Below are 25,714 nucleotides of genomic sequence, written 5' to 3'. Positions count from 1 at the left end.
CTCTTACTTAGAGGTACTTTTTAGTGTTTTGTTAAAACCGCCTACCTGCTTGAGGAGTCGCTTTAACTTTCCTATTTTATTTTAACATATTTATTTCATTTAGAAGGTTAGAAATTTCTACTTCTTTACTAACTTGTCCATCTCTAGTTTTTAATTCTACAATTCCTTCAGCAGCACGTTTTCCAACTACTACTCGTACTGGAATTCCAAATAAATCAGCATCAGCAAATTTAACTCCTACACGTTCGTTTCGGTCATCAATTAAAACATCTTGACCTACTTCTTTTAGCGTTTTGTAGATGTCATCAGCCAAGTTTACTTGCTCTTCGCTTTTCGTATTAACAGTGATGATATGCACATCGAAAGGAGCTAGGTTTTTTGGCCATAAAATACCTTTTTCATCATTATATTGTTCTACGATTGCTGCTAATGTACGAGACACGCCGATTCCATAGCAACCCATAATAATAGGGTTAGATTTACCGTTTTCATCTAGGAATGTTGCATTCATTGACTCAGAATACTTTGTTCCTAGTTTAAATACATGACCTACTTCGATCCCTTTTGCAAAAGAAATTGTTCCTTTACCGTCTGGTGATAGGTCTCCCTCTTGTATAAATCTTAAATCTACAAAATCTTTTACATGATAATCTCTATTTACAGTTACGTTAATGAAGTGATAACCTTCTTCATTTGCTCCACAGCAACCATTTACAATTCCTTTAATTGCATGATCAGCTAAAACTAATAAATCAGATTTAACACCGATTGGCCCTAATGAACCAATTTCACAATTCATTAATTCTTTTACTTCTTCTTTAGATGCTAATTCTACTGAATGTGCACCTAAATAGTTTTTTAACTTAATATCATTAATTTCGTGGTCACCACGCGCAAGAACTAGAACAAACTCTTCATCTGCTTTAAAAATAATTGATTTAATACTCTTTTCAATCGGTAAATTCAAGAATTCGATTACTTCATCAATTGTTTTTTGATTTGGAGTCTCTACTTTTTTAACATCTTCTAATTTTTCGTCAGAAGGTTCATAAGTAGTGATAACTGGTGCCATTTCAATATTTGCTGCATAGTTTGATTCATTCGAGAACGCAATTGTATCTTCACCGATATCAGATAAAACCATGAATTCATGAGTATCTTTACCACCCATTGCACCTGAATCAGCAACTACCGCTCTAAAGTTCAATCCACAACGTGTAAAGATGTTACTATATGCTGTAAATAAACGATCATACACTTCATCTAAGCTTTCTTGTGAAGCATGGAAAGAGTATGCATCTTTCATTAAAAATTCACGACCACGAAGTAATCCAAAACGAGGACGTTTTTCATCACGGAACTTAGATTGAACTTGGTAAAGTGTGATCGGTAATTTTTTATATGACTTTAATTCGTCACGAATAATTGACGTAACAACTTCTTCATGAGTCGCACCTAGTGCAAAGCCTCTACCGTGACGGTCACGTAAACGCATTAATTCTGGACCAAAGTTTTCCCAACGCCCAGATTCTTCCCACAATTCTTGTGCCTGCATCGATGGCATTAACATTTCCATCGCACCGGCATTATTCATTTCTTCACGTACAATATTTGCTACTTTTTGAAGAACTTTATTACCTAATGGTAAAAAACTATATATACCAGATGCATTTTGTCTGATAAATCCAGCTCTCAGTAATAACTGATGACTTTTAATATCCGCATCAGATGGAACTTCACGTAATGTTGGACTATATACAATACTTTGTTTCAAAGGAACCCACCTCAACATTTTTATCTTTTCTTAAGTTTAACTACATTGTTAATAACAAAGAGAATCCGCTCACTTTTTAAAGGAAGTGTCACGGATTCTATCAATGAACAACCTAAAATTCAACTTTTTAGGCTATTTTCATAACTAACTCTCACCTATTAACCAGAAATTAGAGTTTCTTATAAAAATAATCTTTTAATATCGTTCCAAGTTACGATTATCATTAATAACATCAATAATGCAAATCCGATAAAGTGAACGACCCCTTCTTTTTGGCGATCAATTGGTCTACCTCTCAATGCTTCAATCGCAAAAAACGTAAGTCTTCCACCATCTAAAGCTGGTAAAGGTAATAAATTCATTATTCCTAAGTTAATACTTAAAAACGCAGCCCATTTCATTAAATAGTAAATTCCTGATTGTGCTGCTTGATCTGTTACCTGATAAATACCAACTGGCCCTGATAGATTATTGATTGAGAATTTACCAGTTACTAAATGGCCAACTGCTAAAACAATTTCTTTTGTCCATCCCATTGTTTCTGTTACACCGTATTTGATAGATGAAAATACATTCTTTTCAACAGGTGCGTAAACCCCAATTAAACCATTAACTTTGTTATCGATTTTTTCTGCTTTTGGAGTGATTGGTATTGAAATAACTTTGTTATCACGTTTCACTTTAAATAATAATTCTTTATCGGGACTTTCTCTTACAATCTTAACAACTTCTGCCCACTTCGAAACATCTGTATTATCAATCGATAATACTTTATCTCCTTTTTTAAGACCAGCAGAATGTGCAGCTCCATTTGGAAGTAACTCACCTATTTTAGCATCATTTACAGGTGTTCCTTGTAGTAACCCCAGCAAAATGAAGATTACTAACGCTAAAACAAAGTTCATCATTGGGCCGGCGAAAATCGCAATGGCTCTTTTTCCAACTGATTTACTGTTAAATTGTCGATCATATGGTGCAATTTGATGACCTTGTCCCTCACTATAAACGAAAGCTTTTTCATTTACATTGAATTTAGATAATTCTTCTGAACCTTCTTCGATCCCAATAATTTCTAATTTATGTTCTAAATCGATTGAATCTACTTCAACAAAACGTAAATCTTGGAATCGATCAAATTGATCAACAACGATTTTTGTTGCTTCACCATTTGAATTAAATTGTAAACCAATATGTGAACCAGGCTTTACTTGTACCATTTCAGGGTCTTCACCAGCGTAGCGAACGTATCCTCCGAGTGGTAATAATCTTATTGTATAAGTAGTTTCATTACGATAAAACGAGAAAACTTTTGGTCCGAAACCAATTGCAAATTCTCTACATAATATACCTGCACGTTTTGCAAAATATAGATGTCCTAGTTCATGAAAAAATACAAGTGCGCCGAAAATAACAATAAACGCTATGACTGTATTCATGTAATTACCACCCTTACTTTATTAGTGATGAAACGAATTGTCTTGTTTGGTCATCAATGCTACGAATTTCTTCTAATGAAGGTTTACTTATTACATTGTGTTTCTCAAGAGCGACTTCTATTAAATTCTCAATTTGTAAGAATGATATTTTTTTCTGTAAAAAAGCAGCAACCGCCTCTTCATTGGCAGCATTTAAAACAGTTGGAAGACTTCCTCCAACTTTTCCAGCTTGAAAAGCAAAATCTAAACATTTAAATCTGTTAAAATCCATTTCCTCAAAGTGAAGTGTTCCAAATTTAATTAAATCAAGTGGCTTATGATTTTTAATTGGTTTTCTAGATGGGTAATTTAATGCATATGCAATTGGTACTCTCATATCAGGCGTACCTAATTGTGCCATTACACTACCGTCTTCAAATTCAATCATCGAATGAATAACACTTTCTCTATGAAGTAGCACATCAATTTTTTCATAAGGCATATTAAATAACCAATGAGCTTCAATTACTTCTAAGCCTTTATTCATCATCGTTGCTGAATCAATTGTAATTTTTGCACCCATTGACCAGTTAGGATGATTTAAAGCATCCTCGATTGTAACATTCTGCAGTTGATCTCGAGTCTTATCTCTAAAACTACCACCTGAAGCAGTAATAATTAATTTATGTATTTCGTTAGGGTTTTCACCATTTAAGCATTGAAAGATTGCTGAATGCTCACTATCTACTGGTAAAATTGAAACACCATATTTCTCTGCTTCAGCCATTACAATGTGACCTGCTGTAACTAACGTCTCTTTATTTGCTAATGCGATTGTTTTCCCACTTTGAATTGCTTTCATAGTTGGGACTAAGCCTACGCTACCAACGACTGCATTAACAAGTATTGTACTGTCTTCATGAACTGCAACTTCGATTAGACCATCTTCACCATATAGAATCTTAGTTGATGAAGGAACACCTAGGCTTGTTAGTTTTTCAGCTTCTACTTTGCCTGCAACTGAAACTAGTTTTGGTTTAAATTCTAAGATTATTTTATATAATTCTTCAATATTTCTCCCAGCAGAGCACGCGACTAATTCAAAATCATCTGATTGGTTTCTTATAATATCAAGTGTTTGAATACCAATTGAACCAGTTGCTCCAAGTAAGCTGATTTTCTTCATTTCGATTGTCTCCTTAAATACATAAAACTAATACTATATTACAAATAGTAAATAGACGATTGGCAACGTAAAAATAATGCTATCAAATCTGTCTAAAATCCCACCATGTCCGGGAAGTAGGTTACCCGAATCTTTTACACCATAGTGTCTTTTATATGCAGATTGGACAAGATCACCTAGTTGACCAAAAATAGATACAAGTACTGCAACTAAAACTAAATATAGTATTGAATAATTTAAAGTTAACATAATCGACAAAATTACTGCAACTACAACAGCACAAATTATACCGCCAATTGATCCCTCAATCGTTTTATTTGGACTAATATCTGGCCAAAGCTTTGTTTTACCAGTTGCTTTACCAATAAAATATGCCCCAGAATCAGTTGCCCAAATTACAAATAGCGGGAAGAAAAAGTATGAAATACCCATATTTCTCATTTCGTACATATAATGAAAACCAAATCCTACATATAAACTACTTAAAACTACAAATGAAGCATCTTCAAAAGTAAATGTATTCTTTGTAATTACCGTATATGATAAAAGTAATAGGATTAGTACGATTGAAATTTCAGTTTTTCCTATTTCAACTGGAAAAATCTTGTTTGATAAATCATTTGGAGTAATTGCTACCCATGTTAAAACTAATCCAAGAACGGTTGGCGCATTAAATAGGTTAAACTTTTTCATTTTAATTAATTCAAAATAACCGATTGTTCCTAATGCAAAGACTAAAAGTCCAAAAGGCCATTGACCGAATATTACTAACCCTAAAAATAATGCCCCAGCTATAACACCTGTTATAATACGCTGTTTCAAATTTGTTCACCGCTTTCTTAAATACCACCGTATCTTCTTGCACGACTTTGATACTCTTTCACTGCTTCTATAAAGCACTCTTCAGTGAAATCAGGCCATAATACATCTGTGAAATATAATTCAGAATACGCAATCTGCCAAAGCATAAAATTACTAATTCGTAATTCTCCACTTGTTCTGATTAATAAATCAGGATCTTTAAAGTCACTTGTCATTAAATAGCTATTAAATAATTCATCATTAATTTCTTCTTTTCTTATTTTATTATCCAATACATCGGAAGAAATCTTTTTAACAGCTGATATGATTTCATCTCGTGAACCATAATTTAATGCAAAGTTCAAAACCATGCCTGTATTATTTTTTGTTTCTTCTACTGCTTTTAATACTGCTTCTGTTGTATAACTTGGTAATTGTTCTTTATTTCCAGTTAATCTAACCTGCACGTTTTCTTCAATCAGTTCAGGCAAAAAAGTACCTAGAAATTCTTGTGGTAACTTCATTAAGAAATCAACCTCAGTTTTAGGTCTTTTCCAATTCTCTGTTGAAAAAGCATAAAGTGTTAAAGTTTTCACTCCAAGTTTACTTGCCGTTCTAGCAATTTTTCGAACGACTTTCATTCCTTCATAGTGACCTTTAACCCTCGGTAATTTCCTTTTTTGTGCCCATCTACCATTACCATCCATTATGATTGCAACATGCTCTGGAATTACTCCATCGATCCCAACTAATTGTGAATTTGGAGGTACATCTTTTTCCTGCTTATTTCTTTTAAAAAAAGAAATTAATTTAAACATCTTAAAATCCTCCGTTTAAGTACATCTTATAACATCATTGAGTAAAAAAACCCCCTTAAACAGAGGGTCTTTTTACTCAAAGCGCTTAGTTAATTTAATTATAAAGTAATAATGAAAATATTAAATACTTATCAAATGAAATATTCATTAATTTTCTAAGCGCTAGTAAGATATACCTTGCAATGCAGTATTAAACTTCCATTATCTCTTTTTCTTTTTCTTTAGTGATACCATCGATTTTTTCGATATGAGAATCTGTTTGCTTTTGAATATCTTCTACAAGACCACGTAATTCGTCTTCAGTAATTTCACCATTTTTTTCTGCTTTCTTTAAATCGTCATTTGCATCACGGCGGATATTACGTACAGCTACTTTCGCATCTTCGCCAGTTTTCTTCACTACTTTAACTAAATCACGACGACGTTCTTCAGTTAATGGTGGGAAAGTAATTCTGATTACAGTTCCATCATTTGAAGGATTTAAGCCTAAATCAGCTTTTTGAATTGCTTTATCCATATCATTAATAACCGTTTTATCATATGGAGTAATTAATAATAATCTTGCTTCAGGCACTGAAATATTAGCCATTTGATTAATTGGCGTTGGTGCTCCGTAGTATTCAACTAAAACTTTATCTAAAATAGCTGGATTTGCACGACCAGCACGTACAGTTGCTAATTCTCTAGACAATGCAGAAACTGCTTTTGTCATTTTTTCTTTTGCTGTAGAGATGATTTGATTTGACATCATTATTTCCCCTTTACTATTGTTCCAATATTTTCGCCAAGTACGGCACGTTTAATATTACCTTCTTCCATAATTGAGAATACAATTAATGGAATATCATTATCCATACATAAAGAAGATGCTGTTGAATCCATTACACCTAGACCTTCTTTTAATACATCTAAATATGTAAGTGTTTCATATTTGACAGCATTTTTATCAATTGATGGATCAGCAGTATATACACCATCAACATTATTTTTTGCCATTAAAATAACATCTGCTTCAATTTCCGCAGCACGTAGGGCAGCTGTTGTGTCTGTTGAGAAGTATGGGTTACCGGTACCTGCAGCAAAAATTACTACACGTTTCTTTTCTAAGTGACGAATTGCTTTACGACGGATATATGGTTCTGCAACTTGTCGCATTTCAATAGATGATTGTACACGAGATTGTACACCTAGTGTTTCAAGACTATCTTGAAGTGCTAATGAATTCATAACAGTTCCTAACATACCCATGTAGTCAGCTGTAGCTCGGTCCATTCCCATTTCGCTACCTGTTTTCCCACGCCAAATGTTTCCAGCACCTACAACAACTGCAACTTCTACATCTAATTCTGCTATTTCTTTAACTTGTTCTGCAATCGATTTAATAACTGCTGGATTTATACCAAATCCTTGTCCACCAGCTAGTGCTTCTCCACTAAGTTTTAATACTACGCGATTATACTTTGCTTTACTCATAATACCCTCCATTTACGTCCACCTATGTATTCTCTTGCTTTAAAAAATAGGGAACACATAGTGTCCCCTATTTTCATTCAAAGTAACGGATTAGTTACCTTTTACTTGATTCATTACTTCTTCAGCAAAGTTGTCTTCACGTTTTTCTAAGCCTTCTCCAACCTCGTAGCGGATGAATGATTTTACAGTTCCGCCAGCAGATTTAACGAATTGACCTACTTTAACGTCTGGGTTTTTAACGAAAGATTGATCTAATAAGCAGATTTCTTCAAAGTATTTACCAATACGGCCTTCAACCATTTTAGCAACGATGTTTTCTGGTTTACCTTCGTTTAATGCTTGTTGAGTTAAAATTTGACGCTCATGTTCAACTTCTTCTTGAGAAACAGCATCACGAGAGATGTATTTAGGGTTGATTGCAGCGATGTGCATAGATACATCTTTAGCAACGTCTTCTTTAGTAGTTCCTTCAATAACTGAAAGAACACCGATACGGCCACCACCGTGTAAGTAAGGACCAAATGCATCAGCATCTGATTTAGTAACTACTTCAAAACGACGTAAAGAGATTTTTTCTCCGATTTTAGCAATCGCATGGTTGATGAAAGTTTCAACAGTTTCACCATTTTCCATAGTTTGAGCTAAAGCTTCTTCAACAGTTGCAGGTTTGTTAGCAACGATGTGTTTTGCAAGTGTAGCACCTAATTCTTTGAAACCTTCGTTTTTCGCAACGAAATCAGTTTCTGAGTTTACTTCGATAAGTACTGCATCGTTTCCTACTACTTCAACGAAAGTTAAACCTTCAGCAGCGATACGGTCACCTTTTTTAGCAGCTTTAGCGATCCCTTTTTCACGAAGGTAGTCGATTGCTTTGTCCATGTTACCTTCAGTTTCAGTTAACGCTTTTTTGCAGTCCATCATACCAGCGCCAGTTTTTTCACGTAATTCTTTTACCATTTGTGCTGTAATTGCCATGATATTCATCTCCTATATGTAAGCTTATTTTATTCAATCGTTTTATAAGGTAAACATTTTTCGATTATTTTAACCTTAAAAAAAGGTGATAAAAGGCTAAACCCTCTTATCACCTTTCACTTCATTAAGCAGTTGTTTCTTCGCCTTGTTTCGCTTCAAGAATCGCATCTGCCATTTTTGATGTAAGAAGTTTTACAGCTCTAATAGCATCGTCGTTTGCTGGGATAACGTGATCGATTTCATCTGGATCACAGTTAGTATCAACAATACCGATGATAGGAATGTTTAACTTACGAGCTTCAGCAACAGCGATACGCTCTTTACGAGGATCAACAACGAATAATGCATCAGGAAGTTGCTTCATGTCTTTGATTCCGCCTAAGAATTTTTCAAGACGTTCTAATTCTTTTTTAAGTTGAATAACTTCTTTTTTAGGTAACACTTCAAAAGTGCCATCTTCTTGCATTCTTTCGATATCTTTTAAACGTTTAACACGTTTTTGGATTGTTTGGAAGTTTGTTAAAGTTCCACCTAACCAACGTTGGTTAATGAAGTACATACCAGAACGGATTGCTTCATCTTTAATAGCTTCTTGAGCTTGTTTTTTAGTACCAACGAAAAGGATGTTTCCACCTTCAGCAGCGATACCTTTCATTACATTGTAACATTCTTCAACCTTTTTAACTGTTTTTTGTAGGTCGATGATGTAGATACCGTTACGCTCTGTGAAGATGTAACGTTTCATTTTTGGGTTCCAACGGCGAGTTTGGTGACCGAAGTGAACACCAGCTTCTAATAATTGTTTCATAGAAATTACTGACATTTTTCTTCCTCCTAATGGTTCTTTTTCCTCCGCTCACGTCATCTTCTCCTATCACTCCCATGCTGGGTAGCACCAATAAGAAAATCGGCAAGCGTGTGTAATAACACCATGGACTACTATAGCATAAGCTAAATTTTTTATCAAGAGAAAACGAGAATTTATTGTCGAAGTTTCAACATTAAATCAATTTCTGTCTTACCCTTATCTAGCTTTTTTGCAATCTCGTCAATTGAAAGTCCATTTTTTTTAAGTGATAATATTTGATCGACAAGTGAACTTGATGGTTTTCTGTCAACAAACGGAATTGGTTTATCATCTAAAAAATTTGGATTTTGTGTGTTTTCTATTTTTTCAGTTGGGAGATTTTGATTTAATAAATCTCCATAATCTATTTCTGCTTCTTGTTCAATAAAATCAAATCGATTGACAACATTATTCGCAATTTCTTCGATTTTCTTTTCAGGCTTTAATTTTTCAGGCATATTCGATTTTAAAGCAGCTTTATTAGTATTGGAATTTTGGGATAATTTATTCAAAAATTGATCATTTTCTTCTTTCCATTCTTCAATAAATGAATAGAATACGTCTTCTGTTTCTTGTTTAATACTAACTAATGAGCGCTCAATTTCTTTATATTTTGATAATTGCATTGTTAAATAAATATTCCAAACACATACTATAAGAAATAATACAAAACATAAGAAAACTAAAATTGACAATTTTTCCACTTCCCAAAGATGTTAATATTTTGTGTTGATTAAATTTTACTTAAAAAATCTCTGAGTTTATAAATTGCCTTTGCATGGATTTGTGAAACTCTAGAAGTCGATAGTTTTAAAATTGTTCCTATTTCAGTAAAAGTCAATTCTTCGTGATAAAACAGACTAATAACGATTTGTTCTTTCTCATTTAATTCAGTAATGATTGTTTCTGCAAGTTGCTTAATTTGCTCATCTTTTAGTAACATCTCTTCAGGTGTTAATGTTCCGTTGTCTCTTAACGTTTGGATGAAATTTACTTGTCCATCTCCATCATCTTTGATTTGCTCATCAACAGATAACATATTCGAAAAGAATACATCATTTATCACATTAACAACTTCACTAGAAGAATAGCCTGTATACTGTGCAATTTCTTCTGGAGTAGCCTTACGTTGAAGATTTTGTTCAATCGCTTCAATCGCATAATCAATTTTTTTCGCTTTATCACGTGTAGTTCTTGGTAGCCAGTCTTCTTTACGAAGACCGTCCATAATATTCCCTCTAATTCTAATAGATGCATATGTTTCAAACTTTAAATCTCTATTAGGATCAAATTTTTCTAAAGCGTCATATAGACCCATCATGGCAAAACTTCGTAAATCATCCCTACTTACATTAGAAGGTAAGCTTTGAGATATACGATTTACTTGAAAATGAACTAATGGCATATAGATCCGAATTAGAGCATCACCAGCATGAATATCGCGATCTTCTATCCACTTTTTCCAATAACTATGTGAATCAATTTTTTGAACTTGCGACACAGTCTTTCACCTCAGCTACTTACTAAATTATGATTACACCTTGATTTACAATTTTTATGTTCAATAGTGAGTTTTCTGGTGAAAATTCAATCGTTCGGCCTTTATTACCACCTACATCTGAACCCAGCACTCGAATTTGAAGTTTATCTAATTGTTGTAATACCGCTTCTACGTTTCTGGGACCGATTCTCATCATTTCATTCGTTGAATTGAATTGAAACATTTGCGATCCACCAGCTAGTTTTGCTTTTAAATATTGTCTTCTTCCACCATTTCTAACGATTTGATCAATAAGCTCTTTTATTGCGGTATCTGCAAATTTAGCTTTATTTAATTGCCCATCTTTTGCAAGTCCGGAATCTGGAAGCATAACGTGGACCATCCCAGCAATTCGTTTTTCTTCATCATAAACAACTACACCTACACACGAACCTAATCCAGACGTTCTAATGACTTCAGAACCTTTAACAATTCCCATTTCAGCTATTCCAATTTTCATAATTTGCTTAAGATTACTCATTTGTCCCTATTCCTAGTGAATTAAATATTTTTTGAAAGCTAGGAGGGTCAGGTAATAAAAAGAAATGTCCAGATAATTGTTCATTTCCACTATCTTCATCTGCAAAGAAAATCGTGTCGATTACAATCCCTTCATCACTAACTTGTCCTATTTCGATTAAACCGTATGAAATAATTGCACCAAACATATCAATCGCAAGAGCTGGTACTGTTGGATAGATTGATAGACTAGTAAAATCTGAAAATGACGATAAATAAGAACCAATTAAAATATTCCCAACTTCTTGTAATACTGATGCAGCTAGCTCGTTATTTTCAAGATCTTCTATTTGAAATTCTGGATTATTCGTTAGCTGCATAATAATTTTTGTTGCTTGTTCCAGGCTTGTAATAAAATACATACTCCCAGGAGCATCTCCTTCAATTCGAAAATAAACCGAAGCTACTACATTTTCTGCTCCACCTACAAGCTCCATCATTTCATTAAAGGGCATAATTTTGACATTCGGTACCTTCATATCAATCTTTGTATTTAAGAGTTTGGAAAGAGCAGTAGCGGCATGTCCTGCTCCAATGTTTCCAATCTCTTTTAATATATCAAGCTGTAAAGATTTTAGTTTTTCTTGTGATGTCATTATTTTACCTCAACAGCATTTGGTTCAACTTCAAGACTCATTTCTAAGACTTTTTCTAGGTTTAGTAGAATTAACAATCTCTTATCTATTTTTGCGATTCCTTCAATATAATCATGTTCTTGTTCACCAACAACTTCGGGTGCAGTCTCAATACTTTCACGATCGATATCGATTACATCATTTGCTGAATCAACAATAAAACCTACTTCTTTATCTTCGAAAGATACAATGATAATCCTAGTTCGATCACCATACTCTTTTTCTGCAAAATTAAATCGTAATCGTAAATCGATAATCGGAGTAACTACTCCTCGTAAATTAATTACACCTTTTACATAATCGTTTACCTTTGGTACTCGTGTGATAAATTGAATTTTTTCAATCGATTTGACGTGTTTAACAGGAATACCGTATTCCTCATTATTTAAATCAAAAACGATTACTTTTTCTAATTGAGACATCATTCGTTTATCTCCTAACAATTATTTTATTAATGCATTACAATCTAAAATAAGTGCTACTTGACCATCACCTAAAATAGTTGCTCCTGAAATGGCAAAGACATTCGTTAAGTAATTTCCAAGTGATTTTAATACAATTTCTTGTTGTCCAATAAATGAATCAACTACTAATGCTGCAAGTTTGTCACCTTTTCTTACGATGACAACCGATATACCATCCGTTTGATCATCCATTTCAACTGGTACATTAAATAAATCGTTTAAGTATAAAAGTGGTACTACTTTCCCACGGAAATCGATGACTTTTTGATTGTGTGCACTCATAATTTCTGTCTTTTTGATAAACGCTGTTTCAATAATTGATGATAATGGAATTGCATATTTTTCTTTTTGCAGCTCGACTAACATGACTGAAATAATCGATAAAGTTAGTGGAAGTTGTACTGAAAAAGTTGTACCATGTCCGAAAATCGAATCAACCGATACTGTACCACCTAACGATTCAATTTTACTTTTTACGACATCTAATCCAACACCACGACCAGAAATATCTGATAAAACTTCAGCAGTAGAAAATCCAGAAGCAAATATTAATTCATAAACTTGCTTATCTGTTAAAATAGCAGCCTGTTGTTCAGTTATGATTTTGTTTTTCAGTGCTTTTTCTAGTACTTTATCACGGTTAATTCCAGCACCATCTTCTTTTACTTCGATAAATACATGATTTCCACTATGATATGCTTTCAGCTCCACAGTTCCTGTTTCAGGTTTCCCTTTAGCAAGACGAACATCAGGTTTTTCGATTCCATGATCAAGCGCATTTCGAATTAAGTGAACTAACGGATCTCCGATTTCATCTATTACTGTTCGATCAAGTTCAGTTTCTGCACCGAAAATCTGTAATTCGATTTTTTTATTTAATTCCTTTGAAAGTTGGCGTACCATACGAGGGAAACGATTAAATACTGTATCAATTGGAACCATGCGCATATTTAAAATAATACTTTGTAAGTCACTTGATACACGAGTCATTCTTTCAACCGTTTCTTGAAGTTCACTATGGCTTAAATCTCTTGAAATTTGTTCAAGTCTACCACGATCAATAACAAGTTCTTCAAATAAATTCATTAAGATATCTAATCGTTCAATATTTACACGAATCGTTTTACTATTCGATTGAGCTGCAGCTTTATTATTTTGTTCTTGAGCAGCAGGTGTAGCAGTAGCTGCTACTTCTTGTTTTGCAGCTTCAATTTCTTTCATCGCTTCTTTTTGTTCGTTTTCTTGATTTATTTTGTTTAGATCTAGACTAGTCATTTCTACATTTTGAATTTCTGAAATTTTCAGTATTGCATTTTTTACATTTCCAACATCGACTTTTGTAATAAATGTAACATTAAATGCATAATTAAACTGCTCAGTTTCTAATTTATCAACGGATGGATTACTTTTTAAAATTTCACCATGTTGTTCTAAGACTTCAAAAACCATAAATGATCTTGCTGCTTTTAAGATACAAGATGGAGATAATTCAACTTTAATTTCATAAACGTTAAATCCTTGTTCTTTAACCTGTTCAATAACAGCATAATCATAGTCGTCATATTGAAGGGTTAACTGATCTGATTGATTTTCTTGTCCATTCGTTTCTTCTACTACTATGTCAGTACCTTTTTCAATTGCTTCTAGCTTACGAACTACCTCACTTACATTTCGTTTGCCATCTCCACCAGTACTAATTGATTCAACCATTGCTTCTAGATCGTCAATTGATTGAAAAACAACATCTAGAATTGAAGAACTAACTTCTATTTTTTTATTTCTTATGGCATCTAATACATTTTCCATTTGGTGTGTTAAACTTGCTAAATCTTCATACCCCATTGTTGCAGACATACCTTTTAAAGTATGAGCACTTCGAAAGATTTCATTTACAATTGCTAAATTAGTAGGGTTTTTCTCTAGTTCTAACAAATTCTCATTTATATTTTGTAAATGCTCTCTGCTTTCATCTATAAATAAATCTAAATATTGATTCATTTCCATAGTCTTACTCCCTTATTATTTGGAATGTTTAATTATGGTGTCAGCTACTTGTCCGATTGGAACTATTTCATCTACTGTATTTATTAAAACTGCTGCTTTTGGCATTCCAAAAACAACTGATGTTTCTTCTGATTCTGCAATCGTCGTGCCTTTACAATGTTGTTTAATTAGCTTCATACCTTTTGCACCATCTGATCCCATACCTGTTAGTATTGCTGAAGTAACTTCGTAGTTAACTAGTTTGCTAATGGATTCAAACAATACATCTACGGATGGTCGATGTCCATTTTGAGCCGGTTCTTCTGTTAGTTCTATTATCAAATTATGATTATGATTAGCGATTACTTTCATGTGATAACCACCAGGTGCAATATACGCTGTTGAATTTGCAACGTACTCACCATTTTCAGCTTCCTTCACATGGATTTTTGAAAGCTTATTTAATCGTACTGCTAACGAGTTTGTAAAACCTGCTGGCATATGTTGTACGATAAATATTGGTGGCATAAAATCTTCTGGAAAATTTGTTAATACTTCCTGAAGTGCTCTTGGCCCACCAGTTGATGTACCAATACAGACAATTTTCTTAAAATGATTAGCCATTGTATTTATTTCTTTCTTAATAGGCAGATCCTCTTCTTTACTAATCGAAAAATGCCTTGTTTTCAATGGCGGGTTAACTTTTTTCAAATTGACAGTAACCGCAATTTTCACCTTTTTAATTAATTGTTCAGAAATTGTATCAATATCTAGTGAGATGGAACCAGATGGTTTAGGAATAAAATCTACAGCGCCATATTCTAATGCTGTAATCGTACTCGATGCACCTTCACTAGTTAAGCTCGATAACATTATGATTGGAACTGGGCAATCTTTCATTATGACTTTTAATGCCTCAAGTCCATTTAACAGCGGCATTTCTATATCAAGAGTTACAACATCAGGTTTTAATTGAATTATTTTTTCAATTGCTTCTTTACCATTTTTTGCTGTACTTATTACATTTATCTCTTCATCAGAAGTTAATATATTACTGATCATCTTCCTCATGAATGCCGAATCATCTACGACAAGAACATTGATCTTTTTCACAAAACCACTACCTTTTTAAAAATAGAGTTTTCATACGATGTATAAAGGAATGTGATGTTGCCCCTTTATTCTCCTCATTTAAGTATTTATTACATATTAAATCTATATTTCTTGATGGAAGACTAGAAGGAGCTTGTAAGATAAAAGGTTTTTGTGAAATTACTGCTTTTCTTACAATTGAATCATCAAATATCATTCCAAGTAAATTTACTTCAACATTCATAAAATGAGCTACAGCTTTTTCTAATCTTAAATGAACGGATTCTCCTTCTTTCTGAGAACTAATTCGATTAATAACAATTGAAAGTTTTGCTTCGACTTGGTTTAGTACCATATGCTTAATCATTGCATACGCATCCATCACTGCCGTTGGTTCTGGTGTTGTCATAACTATCACCTCATGCATTGCTGAAAGTAATTTAATCGTTTGTTCACTAACACCTGCACCCATATCAAAAATTATATAATCAAATTCATCCATTGCATCTTCCAATTCGTTAAGAAAATGTGATAAATTAGCTTCACTCATCGCAAAAATTGTCGATAAGCCTGAGCCCCCAGAAATATAGTTCAAACCATAAGGGCCTATATTCATAATATCACGAATCGTCAAATTTTTACCAAAAATGTCAATAATTGATAAATTAGTCACGGTTCCTAATAGTACATCGATATTACCCATTCCGATATCTAAATCAAGTAATAATACTTTTTTCTTTTTTTGAGAGAGGGAAATAGCAAAGTTCAAACTAAAATTTGACTTCCCTACTCCCCCTTTTCCACTAACGATTCCAATTACTTTATTGCCTGGCTTGTTTAATTTGAGCAATTGTTCTCTTAATTTAGTAGCTTGGTCACTCATAATTGAACTTCCTTTGCTAAAATCGAATAGATTTTATTTGGACTTCCTTCTACAATATCATCTGGTACATTTTGACCATTTGTTAAATAGGCAACACCGACTTGTTTTTCGATGATAAAATTTAAAATTGATCCATAGGATTCTGTTTCATCAACTTTTGAAAAAATGACTTTTTCAATAGGTATTGAATGAAATTGCTCAAATATTTTTTTCATATCTTTATATTTAGATGTTAATGCTAGTACTAGATAAGTTTCTAATTCATTAAAGTCTACTATTTTTTTTAATTCTGTTACGTATTTTTCATCTCGGAAATTTCGCCCAGAAGTATCAATTAATACTAAATCATATTGTTCGAATTTCTCTTTTGCTAGTTTGAAATCTTCTAAGTTATAACAAACTTCTATCGGAACTCCTAAAATATTCGCATACGTCTTTAATTGATCGATTGCTGCAATTCGATAAGTATCCGTCGTAATAAAGGCAACTTTTTTACGGTACTTCAAGACAGCTTCTGCAGCAATTTTTGCCAGTGTTGTTGTTTTACCCACACCAGTTGGACCAACTACATTTACAAAACGTACAGCATCATGTTGATGTCCATATTTAAAACCATTAATTTTCGAAAGTATAAACGAACTTAACCATTCATTTATTTGCTCCGTTGTAACTTGGTTCGATTGTAATGCCATTCTTGGTTTTATCTCTTTTATAATTTCTTCGATCAATTCTTCTAGAATATCCTGATTTAATAAATTAGATTTTAATTCATCTAAGAAAGGATGGAGTATTTCTTCATTTGCCTCTCCACTACCTAACTTTGAAATCATTGATTTCAATTGCTTCATTTCTTTTAATAAACTTTCATTCTCTAACTCAGTTGTAGATTTTTCTTTCGGTTGAATACTAGTTTCATATGTTTTCATCATTTCAGGGAGAAGTTCATCAATTTGATTTTGAAATTTTCTTCCTTCTTGAAAATCATCTGTTTTAATCGGTTTCTTTTCGGGTTGATTTTGATCAAGTGCCGCGATTAATTCTATTTTTTTCCTAGAGAAGAATCCAAAGATTCCTCCCTCTTGTATCACTCTAGTATTTAAAATAACAGCATTTTGTCCAAGTTCTTCTGTTACTTTTTTCATCGCTTCAGACATTGTTGGTGCAGTGATTTTTTTTACTCTCATCCTATTCTAACAACTCCTACACTTTGAACTTCTAAGTCGGCATCCAATTCGTTATATGAAAGGACAGGTAGTGTTGGCATAAATCTTTCAACCAACTGTTTTACGTACATTCTTACTGCAGGAGAACATAATAAGATAGGCTGCTGTTGCTGCATTGACATCTCTTCAACTTCTTTATTTACTGCTTTTAAAAACTCTTGAGATGCATCAGGATCAATTGATAAATACGAACCATGCTCTGATTGATTAATCGAATCTGCAATAATTTTTTCTGCTTTTCCAGATAGTGTTATCACCTTAAGCGATTCATTCGCTTGACTATATTGACCAGTAATTTGTCTAGCTAAAGATTGACGAACATATTCAGTTAATACTTCAGGGTCTGTCGTAAATCTTCCATAATCAGCTAACGCTTCAAAAATCACTGGTAAATTTCGGATCGAAACTTTTTCTTTTAATAGTTTACTTAATACCTTTTGTATATCACCTATTGAAAGCGGGCTAGGTGTTACTTCATCAACTAAGATTGCATAGTTTTCTTTTAAATGATCTATTAAGTTTTTCGTTTCTTGACGACCGATTAATTCATGAGCAAAGTTTTTGATCACTTCAGTTATATGTGTTGATACAACTGAAGGTGGATCTACTACTGTATAATTAAACATTTCTGCTCTTTCTTTCATTTCTTCAGAAATCCATTTTGCAGGAAGTCCAAATGATGGCTCAAATGTATCAATTCCTACTACCGAAGGCTCTTCATAACCAGGGCTTAGTGCTAAATAATGATCTAATAAAAGCTCGCCATGTGCTACTTCATTCCCTTTGATTTTTAAAACATATTCATTTGGTTGTAGTTGAATATTGTCTCGAATTCGAACAACCGGAATAACAAGTCCAAGTTCAATTGCGAGTTGTCTTCGTATCATTACAATTCGGTCTAATAAGTCGCCACCTTGATTTGTATCAGCCAAAGGTATTAAACCATAACCAAATTCGAATTCAATTGGGTCAACTTGAAGTAACTTTACGACATTTTCCGGCGCTTTCAAGTCATTTGTAACGATTTCCTCTTGTTGTTCCTCTATTAACGTTTCATCTACAACTGGTTTTTTAGATAAAGTGTACGCTGCATACGCCAGTATAGCTCCAATTGGCAATGTTACAAGATCATTTAGAGGCGTTACTAAACCTAATAATGTAATCGCACCAGCTGCAATATATAATAGAGTTGGATAAGCAAGTAACTGATTCGTTAAGTCCGAAGCTAGATTATCTTCTGATCCAGAACGCGTTACCATAATACCTGTTGCAGTTGAAATAAGTAGTGCAGGTATTTGGCTTACAATTCCATCCCCTACTGTTAATGTAGTAAATTGTTTCGCTGCTTCTGCAAAAGTTAAATCAAGCTGCATTACCCCGATAATCATCCCAACTAATATATTGATGATAACGATAATAATTGTTGCAATCGCATCACCTTTAACGAATTTACTCGCTCCATCCATTGAGCCGTAAAAATCCGCTTCTCTTGAAACTTTTGTACGTCTTTCCCTCGCTTGGGCCTCAGTAATCATCCCTGCATTCAAATCAGCATCGATACTCATTTGCTTACCAGGCATTGCATCAAGTGTAAACCTAGCAGCTACTTCAGAAACACGTTCCGAACCTTTCGTAATAACGATAAACTGAATAATAATTAGAATTAAAAATACTACAAATCCAACAATCGCATTTCCACTTGTTACAAAACTACCAAATGTTTCTACAACATTACCCGCATGACCTGTTGTCAAAATTGCTCTTGTTGTCGATACATTAAGACCAATTCTAAATAAGGTTAAAAGTAGTAATAGAGAAGGAAACACTGAAAATTCTAGTGGTTCTTTTACATTCATTGAAAGTAGTAGAACGATAAGTGCTACGGACATATTTATCATGATTAGGAAACTAATAAACCCTGTCGGTAAAGGAATAACTAACATGACAACGATAAATATTACACTGATTAGCACAGCTAAGTTTTTTGCTGACATTCGTTTCTCCCCTTAGATCTTTCTTTTCAACTTATAAACATATGCCAAAATTTCAGCAACTGCTTTAAAAAATTCTTCTGGAACTTCATCGCCAATTTCAGTCTGAGCATACAATGCTCTTGCAAGTGGACGGTTTTCAATCGTTACAATATCATGAGCTTTGGCGATTTCTCTTATCTTTAAAGCGAGGAAATCTACCCCTTTTGCAACCACAAAAGGTGCATCCCTTTTATTTTCATCATATTTAAGCGCAACTGCATAATGAGTTGGATTTGTAATAATAACATCAGCGTTAGGAATCTCTTGCATCATTCGCCTCATTGCAATTTCTCTTTGTTTCTGCTTAATTTTAGCTTTGATATGAGGGTCCCCTTCTGATTTCTTATACTCATCTTTTATATCTTGTTTTGACATCCTAATGTTTTTTTCAAAATCAAACCTTTGGTAAAACAGATCAAGTATTGCCATTGCTAGTAAAGAACAAGAAGCAAATAGCCCACTTTTAACAACTAAATTATAAATTGTTTCGGCAACTTGTCTTATGCCAATATAGGGCAAATTTAAAATTTCTTGTTTACTTTGCCAAATCACATAAAATGTAGCAGCACCAACAATCGTAATTTTTAGTAGAGATTTTACTAATTCAACAATTGCTCTTAGGGAATAGATCTTTTTAAATCCTTGTATTGGATTTAACCGATCAAACTTTAAAGAAATTGATTCGGTTGAAAACATGAAGCCTACTTGGGACACATTCGCTACAATCGCAGCAATAAAAGCAACGCCTAAAAAAGGACCAATTAACTTCAATATTTGCATGTAAACGCCAGATAACAATGATCCAGCATTTTGAGTTGATAAATCTTTTAGCAAATAATGTTGTAGATATTCTTTCATCACATGCACAAATTGGTCAAAAAGAAACTGTCGACCAAATAGTAAAAAGAGAAACATTGATAGTAAAATCACAGCTGTATTAATCTCTACGCTTTTTGCTACCTGCCCTTTCTTCTTCGTTTCTTCCCTCTTTTTTGGGGTTGCTTTCTCAGTCCGTTCCCCAGAAAAAAGTTGTAGATTAAGTTTAATTAGTGCCATTAATTAAATTCCTCCAATTAGTCGGATGAGGGAATTTGTTGATTGAACAACTAGTTCAAAAATATGCTGAACTGAAACCATCATTGTAGGTAGACCAATAATAAGTATTGCAAATGCAATAATGATTTTTAAAGGCATTCCAACTACGAAAATATTTAATTGTGGAACAATTCTAGTCAAAATACCTAACGCAATGTCGACTAAAAATAATGAAGTGATAATCGGTAATGCCATTTGAAAAGCAATTACAAACATTGATGAAAATATCTTTACGATTTCTAACATAATCTCTTTATGTCCAAAACCAATTCCGATCGAATCAACAGGAATAATTTTAAAACTATTAATAATCCCTTGAATTAAAAGATGATGTGCATTTACCGATAATAAAAATAAAATCGTAACAACATTTAAAAATTGTGCTGTAATTGGGTTTTGCATACCTGTTTGCGGATCATAAATACTTGCGATTGAAAATCCAACTTGAAAGTCAATCAATCCTCCAGCAATTTGAATCGCTGACATGATAATAAATGCAATTAACCCTAAAGCTAAACCAATCATTGCTTCCTTCATTAGTAAAAATATGTAATTATCGATATTTAATAATGGTTGTTGATCAACAAGAAAAAAAACAATATAACTAGTAAAAAATGAAAATCCTACTTTATGACTTGTTGGAATCGAACGATTTGAAAAGATTGGTACTGATACCATAAAACTAGTTATCCGAACAAATATTAATAAAAACGCAGGTATGCTTTGATATAATGTATCCATTTGATTAACCTACGAAATTAGTCAAATTACTAAAAATTGCAAATGTAAATTCAACTAATTTAGTCAACATCCATGGTCCAAAAAAAATTAAAGCGACTAAAACTGCAACTATTTTTGGTATGAATGCTAGCGTTTGCTCTTGAATTTGTGTTGTTGCTTGAAAAATACTTACAATCAATCCTATTACTAAAGCGATGACCAATAATGGACCACTTACAACAAATAGTGTATATATTGCTTTTTGAGCTATTGATATGACAAATTCTTGACTCATTTATAGTTCACCTCTAGAAGCTCTCGAGTAATGATTTAACAATTAAATACCATCCATCCACCATAATAAATAATAGTATTTTAAATGGTAATGAAATCATAACTGGAGGTAACATCATCATCCCCATTGACATTAAAACACTGGCGACAACCATATCTATGACTAAGAATGGTATAAAAATCATAAATCCCATTTGAAATGCTGATTTTAATTCACTAATCGCATAAGCAGGAACTAAAGTTGTTAAAGGAATTTCCTTTATACTTTTCGGTTTTTTCATTCCTGAATAGCCCATAAAAAGTTCTAAATCCTTTTGCCTTGTATGCTTACCCATATATTCTTTTACTGGAATAGAAGCCCGATCATATGCTTGCTCTAACGTAATTTTATTATCAAAAAGTGGAGTTAAAGCTTGTTTGTTTACTTCTTGAAAAGTAGGTGCCATGATAAAAAATGTTAGAAACATTGCAAGTCCAAGTAAAACCTGGTTTGGTGGAACCCCTTGTGTACCAATTGAAGTTCTTACAAATGACAGTACAATAATGATTCTTGTAAAACATGTTGTAAGAATTACGATTCCAGGCGCAATTGAAAGTACTGTTAATAATAAAAGTAGTTTTACAGATGTTGTAACCGTTTCTGGATTACTAGAATTTAAGTATTGAACTACATCATTCATTCTTGTCGATTCCCTTCCTCATCCATTCTAGTAAGTATTGAATTTTTCTTTCCTTTTATTGACTGTATTTGTTGTTGAAACAAATTTTTAAACGAGTCTTTCGGTGAATCAAATTGATTTCTTTCGATTTTTATTGCTTTTCCAAATAACTTTGAAACCTTCATATCGACTTGGTTTCTTTGTTCTACTTTTTCATCAATTGTTTGAATTTCTTCGGGATTATCTATCTCTTTTAGTAAAGTAACATTTTCTCCTACACCAACTACGTAGACTGAGCTCCCAATTTTGATTAACTGAACAGACTTATTCGATCCGACTGATGTACCACCAAGAGAAGTAACCAAACTATTTTTATTAAAAGTCGTTCCATTTCGTTTAATCCAATTAAGTACCAAATATAATAACCCGATTACGATCGCGAAAGAAAAAATCATTTTTACATAATCAAAAAATGTTAATTTAGAAGACTTAAGTGCTGGTATCTCTTGCTGTTTGTCCTTTTTTGTATTGTCATCACATAATTTCGGTTTATCTATACAATCTTGTATAGACGGATTTGATTGCGCCGCTAAACTAGTAGTCTGTTTAAACGGCGCAAATACTATGGCTAATGACAACAACGTTAAAAAAAGAATCCTTTTCATTCGTTGTCACCTAACTTTCAATCCATTATTTAAGCTAAAGTTTTAGAAATCGCTTCAATTACACGATCTGCTTGGAAAGGCTTAACAATAAAATCTCTAGCTCCAGCTTGAATCGCATCAATTACCATTGCTTGTTGACCCATTGCTGAACACATAATTACTTTTGCATTTGGATTAATTTTTTTAATTTCTTTTAATGCAGCAATTCCATCCATTTCTGGCATTGTAATATCCATCGTTACAAGATCAGGTTGAAGCTCTTTATATTTTTCAACTGCTTGAGCCCCGTCTGCAGCCTCGGCTACTACATTAAAACCATTTTTCACTAAAATATCTTTAATCATCATTCGCATAAATGCTGCGTCATCAACGATAAGAATGTTATTTGCCATTATAAAATTCCTCCAAAGTACTTTATTTTAAATTATTTAAACGATCACTTTTACTAACAATATCTGTAACACGTACACCAAAATTCTCATCGATTACAACGACTTCACCTTTTGCAATCAATTTACTATTAATTAAAATTTCAACCGGTTCACCTGCAAGCTTATCTAATTCCAAAATAGATCCAGTCGTTAATTCAAGAATTTCTTTTACAGATCGTTTTGTTCTACCTAATTCAACTGTTACATTTAAAGGTATATCGAATAACATATTTAAATTTCTTGCTTCATTTTCTGTAATAGACACAGGTTGAAGCTGTGAGAAAGCTACTGGCTGAACTGGTTGATTACTTAATGACTGTGAAGTGCCTATCATTTGATTTCCAATCGGATTTGAACTTGTTGGCATAATGTAACTTTCCTGTTTTTGTTCGACTTTTTCAATTTGGTTTGACTGTTGTTGTACTGGTGTTGCTTGTTGTTGATTCACTACAGTTTTCTCAGCATTCGTTTCTTTTACTTCAACTGGTTGATTTAATCTAAATAATTCATTCACTAATTCCTTACCAAAATCATAAGGTAAAAGCTGCATAATACTTGAATCAATCAGTTCACCAACTTTTAATCTAAAGGATACTTTAATTAAATATTCATCTTCAGGAACCTTATTTGTTCCTTCACCGATTTGAAAATCAATTAAACCAATTGTAGGAGGTGAAATATCTACTTTTTTCTTAAAGATTGTGCTCATTGAAGTTGCTGCTGAACCCATCATTTGATTCATTGCTTCTTGAACTGCACTTAAATGGATTTCATCTAACTCAGTATCTTCAACATTTCCATCACCACCAAGCATTAAATTAGCTATGATTGATGCATCTCTCGTTTCGATGACAAATAAGTTCGCTCCTTCAAATCCAACAGTGTAAGCAACCTGCACTGCTACATAAGGAGATTTAAACTCATTTTCTAAACTTTGTCGGTGTAGTACCGATATACTTGGCGTCGTAATTTCTACTTTTTGATTTAATAATGTTGATAGTGCAGTTGCTGAACTACCAAATGAAATATTTCCTATTTCCCCCAATGTATCCATTTCAATTGAAGATAATAATTCCTCTAAAGGGGGTAATGTTTCATTTTTAGCCGCTTCTTCTGGTTCTTCATTTAAAGATCCACCACTTAATAATAGTTCGATTTCTTCTTGAGATAGGATTTTATCACTCATCAGCAATTTCTCCCCCTTTCACCTCATCTAAAATTTGGATCGCAACTCTTTTACCCACATTACCTGGCTGAGCTGTAAATTTATAACTTTCACCTATTTTTAAATCTAGTGCATCATTTGTGTTTTTGTTTAATACGATCACATCACCGACATCCATATTCAATAATTCATTAATCGTAATGGTTGTCTCTCCAAGTTCTGCGACAATTTCCATATCTGTCTTATTAATGCGTTTTGTAATAAACTGAGTTTCCTCAATACTTTTTGGTTTCGTATTTGGTTGCATCCAATAACGTACTGATAGCTTAGGAATCATAGGTTCAAGAACAACATGAGGAATACAAATATTGATCATCCCAGTTGTGTCTCCAATAACGGTGTTAAAAGAAATCACGACTACAGTCTCATTTGGAGAAACTGTTTGTAAAAATTGTGGATTGACTTCGAAATCTGTTATTACTGTTTCAATATCGGCAATTGTACTCCAAGCTTCACGAAGATTCTCAACAGCTCTCTCAAATAACTGTGTCATAATTCTAGTTTCAATTTCCGTTAAGTTCTCAACCTTATTCATACTATGACCTTGACCACCAAGCACACGGTCTAACATTGCATATGCAATGTGTGGATTAATCTCAAATATGATTCTTCCATCTAAAGGAGGAACCTCAAAAACATTTAAAATTGTCATTTTTGGAATTGAACGAATAAATTCCTCATATGGTATTTGATCAGTTGATGCAACACTAATTTGAACATATGTTCGAAGTTGTGCTGAAAAGTAAATTGTTAACAATCTCGCAAAATTTTCGTGAATTCTTGTTAAACTTCGGATATGATCCTTCGAAAAACGCAGTGCACGTTTAAAGTCATAAACCTTAACTTTTCGTTCACTTTCTTCCTTTTTAAGTTCTTCGGCATCCATTTCACCTGTTGAAATAGCTGAGAGAAGAGCATCTATTTCATTTTGTGATAAAACTTCTCCTGACAAGAAATCCACCTC

General features: G+C 33.2%; 27 protein-coding genes. All 27 read right to left on the bottom strand.

The genetic code is table 11. The features are described from left to right. Nucleotides 1–76: 76 nt before the first annotated feature. Nucleotides 77–1,774, bottom strand: coding sequence for a proline--tRNA ligase (locus B7R67_RS08720; protein WP_088069518.1), 1,698 nt, complete (start codon nt 1,772–1,774; stop codon nt 77–79). A 179-nt stretch (nt 1,775–1,953) separates the two neighbouring features. Continuing rightward, complete coding sequence (rseP, locus tag B7R67_RS08715) at nt 1,954–3,210, bottom strand: RIP metalloprotease RseP (RefSeq protein WP_088069516.1); 1,257 nt, start codon at nt 3,208–3,210, stop codon at nt 1,954–1,956. A gap of 13 nt (nt 3,211–3,223) precedes the next feature. Continuing rightward, nucleotides 3,224–4,375 carry a 1-deoxy-D-xylulose-5-phosphate reductoisomerase gene (dxr, locus tag B7R67_RS08710; RefSeq protein WP_088069514.1) on the bottom strand — a complete coding sequence of 384 codons (1,152 nt, stop codon included), beginning with the start codon at nt 4,373–4,375 and terminating at the stop codon, nt 3,224–3,226. 33 nt (nt 4,376–4,408) lie between these two features. Beyond that, a complete protein-coding gene (locus tag B7R67_RS08705) occupies nt 4,409–5,197 on the bottom strand; it encodes a phosphatidate cytidylyltransferase (protein WP_088069511.1) in 789 nt (262 codons plus the stop codon). 17 nt (nt 5,198–5,214) lie between these two features. Further along, the gene (locus B7R67_RS08700; protein ID WP_088069509.1) at nt 5,215–5,994 is read right to left on the bottom strand and encodes an isoprenyl transferase; all 780 of its coding nucleotides are present in this window, start codon (nt 5,992–5,994) and stop codon (nt 5,215–5,217) included. A gap of 190 nt (nt 5,995–6,184) precedes the next feature. Beyond that, the gene (frr, locus tag B7R67_RS08695; protein WP_088069507.1) at nt 6,185–6,742 is read right to left on the bottom strand and encodes a ribosome recycling factor; all 558 of its coding nucleotides are present in this window, start codon (nt 6,740–6,742) and stop codon (nt 6,185–6,187) included. 2 nt (nt 6,743–6,744) lie between these two features. Further along, nucleotides 6,745–7,467 (bottom strand): UMP kinase, encoded by a 723-nt coding sequence (gene pyrH / locus B7R67_RS08690; protein ID WP_088069549.1) that lies wholly within the window; start codon nt 7,465–7,467, stop codon nt 6,745–6,747. Between the two features lie 90 nt (nt 7,468–7,557). Beyond that, nucleotides 7,558–8,442, bottom strand: a complete 885-nt coding sequence (tsf, locus tag B7R67_RS08685; RefSeq protein WP_088069505.1) for a translation elongation factor Ts — start codon at nt 8,440–8,442, stop codon at nt 7,558–7,560. Between the two features lie 124 nt (nt 8,443–8,566). After that, nucleotides 8,567–9,265 carry a 30S ribosomal protein S2 gene (gene rpsB / locus B7R67_RS08680; protein WP_056470859.1) on the bottom strand — a complete coding sequence of 233 codons (699 nt, stop codon included), beginning with the start codon at nt 9,263–9,265 and terminating at the stop codon, nt 8,567–8,569. Nucleotides 9,266–9,423: 158 nt separating this feature from the next. Beyond that, the gene (locus B7R67_RS08675) at nt 9,424–9,984 is read right to left on the bottom strand and encodes a hypothetical protein (protein WP_088069503.1); all 561 of its coding nucleotides are present in this window, start codon (nt 9,982–9,984) and stop codon (nt 9,424–9,426) included. Between the two features lie 38 nt (nt 9,985–10,022). Then, a complete protein-coding gene (locus B7R67_RS08670; protein ID WP_088069501.1) occupies nt 10,023–10,790 on the bottom strand; it encodes a FliA/WhiG family RNA polymerase sigma factor in 768 nt (255 codons plus the stop codon). Nucleotides 10,791–10,812: 22 nt separating this feature from the next. After that, complete coding sequence (locus tag B7R67_RS08665) at nt 10,813–11,310, bottom strand: chemotaxis protein CheD (RefSeq protein WP_088069499.1); 498 nt, start codon at nt 11,308–11,310, stop codon at nt 10,813–10,815. Further along, the gene (locus B7R67_RS08660; protein ID WP_088069497.1) at nt 11,303–11,944 is read right to left on the bottom strand and encodes a chemotaxis protein CheC; all 642 of its coding nucleotides are present in this window, start codon (nt 11,942–11,944) and stop codon (nt 11,303–11,305) included. Before B7R67_RS08660 ends, B7R67_RS08665 begins: the two co-directional genes overlap by 8 nt. Then, complete coding sequence (locus B7R67_RS08655) at nt 11,944–12,405, bottom strand: chemotaxis protein CheW (RefSeq protein WP_407920386.1); 462 nt, start codon at nt 12,403–12,405, stop codon at nt 11,944–11,946. Before B7R67_RS08655 ends, B7R67_RS08660 begins: the two co-directional genes overlap by 1 nt. 21 nt (nt 12,406–12,426) lie before the next feature. Beyond that, the gene (locus B7R67_RS08650; RefSeq protein ID WP_088069493.1) at nt 12,427–14,451 is read right to left on the bottom strand and encodes a chemotaxis protein CheA; all 2,025 of its coding nucleotides are present in this window, start codon (nt 14,449–14,451) and stop codon (nt 12,427–12,429) included. 15 nt (nt 14,452–14,466) lie between these two features. Then, nucleotides 14,467–15,543 (bottom strand): protein-glutamate methylesterase/protein-glutamine glutaminase, encoded by a 1,077-nt coding sequence (locus B7R67_RS08645; RefSeq protein ID WP_088069491.1) that lies wholly within the window; start codon nt 15,541–15,543, stop codon nt 14,467–14,469. A 7-nt stretch (nt 15,544–15,550) separates the two neighbouring features. Continuing rightward, a complete protein-coding gene (locus B7R67_RS08640; protein ID WP_088069489.1) occupies nt 15,551–16,405 on the bottom strand; it encodes a P-loop NTPase in 855 nt (284 codons plus the stop codon). Beyond that, a complete protein-coding gene (gene flhF / locus B7R67_RS08635) occupies nt 16,402–17,589 on the bottom strand; it encodes a flagellar biosynthesis protein FlhF (protein WP_088069487.1) in 1,188 nt (395 codons plus the stop codon). The genes B7R67_RS08640 and flhF overlap by 4 nt, the downstream gene beginning before the upstream one ends. Further along, nucleotides 17,586–19,622 carry a flagellar biosynthesis protein FlhA gene (gene flhA, locus B7R67_RS08630; RefSeq protein WP_088069485.1) on the bottom strand — a complete coding sequence of 679 codons (2,037 nt, stop codon included), beginning with the start codon at nt 19,620–19,622 and terminating at the stop codon, nt 17,586–17,588. Before flhA ends, flhF begins: the two co-directional genes overlap by 4 nt. A 12-nt stretch (nt 19,623–19,634) precedes the next feature. Continuing rightward, nucleotides 19,635–20,717 carry a flagellar biosynthesis protein FlhB gene (gene flhB, locus B7R67_RS08625; RefSeq protein ID WP_088069484.1) on the bottom strand — a complete coding sequence of 361 codons (1,083 nt, stop codon included), beginning with the start codon at nt 20,715–20,717 and terminating at the stop codon, nt 19,635–19,637. A gap of 3 nt (nt 20,718–20,720) precedes the next feature. Beyond that, a complete protein-coding gene (gene fliR / locus B7R67_RS08620; RefSeq protein WP_088069482.1) occupies nt 20,721–21,497 on the bottom strand; it encodes a flagellar biosynthetic protein FliR in 777 nt (258 codons plus the stop codon). 4 nt (nt 21,498–21,501) lie between these two features. Continuing rightward, nucleotides 21,502–21,771 carry a flagellar biosynthesis protein FliQ gene (gene fliQ, locus B7R67_RS08615; RefSeq protein ID WP_088069480.1) on the bottom strand — a complete coding sequence of 90 codons (270 nt, stop codon included), beginning with the start codon at nt 21,769–21,771 and terminating at the stop codon, nt 21,502–21,504. A gap of 13 nt (nt 21,772–21,784) precedes the next feature. Next, entirely contained in the window at nt 21,785–22,450 is a 666-nt protein-coding gene (gene fliP, locus B7R67_RS08610; protein WP_088069478.1) for a flagellar type III secretion system pore protein FliP, read from the bottom strand. Then, nucleotides 22,447–23,094, bottom strand: coding sequence for a flagellar biosynthetic protein FliO (locus B7R67_RS08605; protein WP_088069476.1), 648 nt, complete (start codon nt 23,092–23,094; stop codon nt 22,447–22,449). Before B7R67_RS08605 ends, fliP begins: the two co-directional genes overlap by 4 nt. A gap of 29 nt (nt 23,095–23,123) precedes the next feature. Continuing rightward, nucleotides 23,124–23,486 carry a response regulator gene (locus B7R67_RS08600; protein WP_088069474.1) on the bottom strand — a complete coding sequence of 121 codons (363 nt, stop codon included), beginning with the start codon at nt 23,484–23,486 and terminating at the stop codon, nt 23,124–23,126. Nucleotides 23,487–23,508: 22 nt separating this feature from the next. Continuing rightward, complete coding sequence (gene fliY / locus B7R67_RS08595; RefSeq protein WP_088069547.1) at nt 23,509–24,714, bottom strand: flagellar motor switch phosphatase FliY; 1,206 nt, start codon at nt 24,712–24,714, stop codon at nt 23,509–23,511. Further along, nucleotides 24,704–25,702, bottom strand: a complete 999-nt coding sequence (fliM, locus tag B7R67_RS08590; protein ID WP_088069472.1) for a flagellar motor switch protein FliM — start codon at nt 25,700–25,702, stop codon at nt 24,704–24,706. Before fliM ends, fliY begins: the two co-directional genes overlap by 11 nt. Nucleotides 25,703–25,714 lie beyond the last annotated feature (12 nt).

Source organism: Gottfriedia luciferensis (genome assembly GCF_002156865.1).
GTDB classification, from domain to species: Bacteria; Bacillota; Bacilli; order Bacillales; family Bacillaceae_G; genus Gottfriedia; species Gottfriedia luciferensis.
Note: the sequence above shows the minus strand (reverse complement) of the source record. Positions and strands in the feature narration are given on the sequence as shown.